2 protein-coding genes are annotated in these 2,075 nt (G+C 42.9%); one reads left to right on the forward strand and one right to left on the reverse strand.

Features of this window, described 5'->3' with window-relative positions:
- Nucleotides 1-1,480: 1,480 nt before the first annotated feature.
- The gene (locus tag ABES02_RS29900) at nucleotides 1,481-1,858 is read left to right on the forward strand and encodes a hypothetical protein (protein ID WP_430141713.1); all 378 of its coding nucleotides are present in this window, start codon (nucleotides 1,481-1,483) and stop codon (nucleotides 1,856-1,858) included.
- A 4-nt stretch (nucleotides 1,859-1,862) separates the two neighbouring features.
- Here the strand turns inward: ABES02_RS29900 and ABES02_RS29905 are convergent.
- Nucleotides 1,863-2,075: hypothetical protein (locus tag ABES02_RS29905; protein ID WP_430141715.1), on the reverse strand; the 213-nt coding region annotated here is incomplete at its 5' end.

A 2,075-nucleotide genomic window follows, 5' to 3' on the forward strand; every position in this document is an offset into this window, starting at 1 on the left:
GGTGGGAGCAGACGGCCAGCCATGCGCTGTATTTTGGTTTTTCGACGACCTATTGGGTGTTCGTATTCTTTCGTAGATAAAGTACATAAAGAGCTTAAAATAAACGGGCTTTTTACAATATATTATTTGGGTGAAAAACCGTTTAAAAATAATCAGTTTGGTAATTTGTGGGAAAAGGATTAATTCTACTTTTTTGAAAATTAAGATCATACCAATTCAAGGGGGAACAAACTTATGAAAAATTATCTCAAATTTCTTCGGAATCCCAAGACACGGCAGGTTATTATCAGACGCATCATCGTATCTCTTATTGTTGCAGGCATAGTCGGTATTTTGAAATTACTGGCTGGATTCGTCTGATGGTTTGGCGCGGGTCGCTGCGGCCTGGCCGGACGCTGCGCTTCCCAGCTCGGCCAGATCGCAGAAGCCCACCAATCGAGCGGGGATAGGTGTCGCCGGGAGCAGACGGCCAGCCGGAAGCCTGCAGCTGCGCTTTTGTCTTCCTGGCGCGGCCTGCTGCCGTAGGGTCTGGAGCGCTACACTACCGACCCGGCCGGATCGAGGAGGCCCGTTCCATCGAGCTGTGAGGGAGTTCCGTGGGAAGCAGACGGCCAGCCGGAAGTCTGCAGCTACACCTTGTCTTCCAGGCGCGGCCAGTCACCATAGGGCCGGAGCGTTACGCTACAGGGCCAGCCGGATCGAGGAATCGAGCACGTAAAATCCCTTATAGTACAAGATTTTAACATAGTGTTACATTGTATAACTTAATATAACATTATGTAATCGAGCAAGGCGGGAGTGCAACGAGAATAGACGGTCAGCTGCGGCAGGACCGGAACGCTGCGCTACCGGCCCCGGCCGGAACGAGGAAGCACGCACAACAAGCAAGGAGGGGAGTGTCGCGGGAAGCAGACGGCCAGCCGGAAGTCTGCAGCTACGCTTTGCCTTCCCCTGTAACGAACGCTACGCTACCGGCCCCCGGCTGAATCGAGGAAGCCCACACATCGAGCAATGAGTAATCCAGGACCCAGCGAAAAACATCCGACACTGATCCGTTACTACATAGTGAATTGTTGTGAACAGAAGATATGTAAAACATTTCGTGTTGCATTTATAGCGATTGTAAGACATTTTGTATTGCGTTTCCACTACTTTGTATAACATTTTGTATTGCATTTCGACTATTTTGTAAAACATTTTGTATGACATATGCCATTATGCAATACATTTGTTTTACTTTTTCATGAGATATGTGTTACATATTGTTTTACACTTGTTATCTGTACAATTGTGCTAGTCATTAGCTTGTAATGAAGACTAGAGGTATCGAACTAGCGGTAGTTTAGTGGACTATTAGCAGTTATCAAGGATAAAGGATATTTATTGTAACATTTCATAACATAGTGTTACATTATGCTATGTAATGTTATACTATGTTAAAGGCTTGTTCTATAAGGAATTTAATAGCGGGGGATGTATTATGAGTTATGGAAGCATTGAAATAAAAGAGATTTGCGAAAGAACTTTAAATGGCATTGTGCTTGATATTTTCTTTATTGTTATGGAATCTGATGGTATTTCGAAAAAAGAGATCATGAATGTTTATAAGGAGCATGCTGGAGTAAAAAGTCTTTCGTCCCAAAAGTACCGCTTTAAAATAGACGAAGCTTTAGCAATCCTAGAAGCATTACTTTTCATATCATCGGATCGAGAAGGTCTTTATAAAAGATACTACATAACGGAATATGGATTAAAAGCAAAGGATGTTCTACGTTCTATGCTGGATGCAGAAAACATTCAAATTTTAAGAGGTTCTATCGTTGTCAAACATATTGCTATGGGGGGAGGTACTAAGTAATTACTTAAATATTTAAGAAAATGTCGGGTAATCCTATGGATCCATAAAGATCGCCCAGACAAGTCTTCCTTTTTTTCATCAAATTCATCTCTGCTGCACTTCCGTTAGGCTCTTTATTATATCCGAAGCTTTTCTTTTTTGAGCTGTTCCTTGGAGTCATATTGTCGAATGTATCTTCGAAGAGTAAATGCGAATCAAAGCGCCCACCGGATAATCC

This window comes from Neobacillus pocheonensis (assembly GCF_050477905.1).
Taxonomy (GTDB): Bacteria; Bacillota; Bacilli; order Bacillales; family Cytobacillaceae; genus Neobacillus; species Neobacillus pocheonensis_A.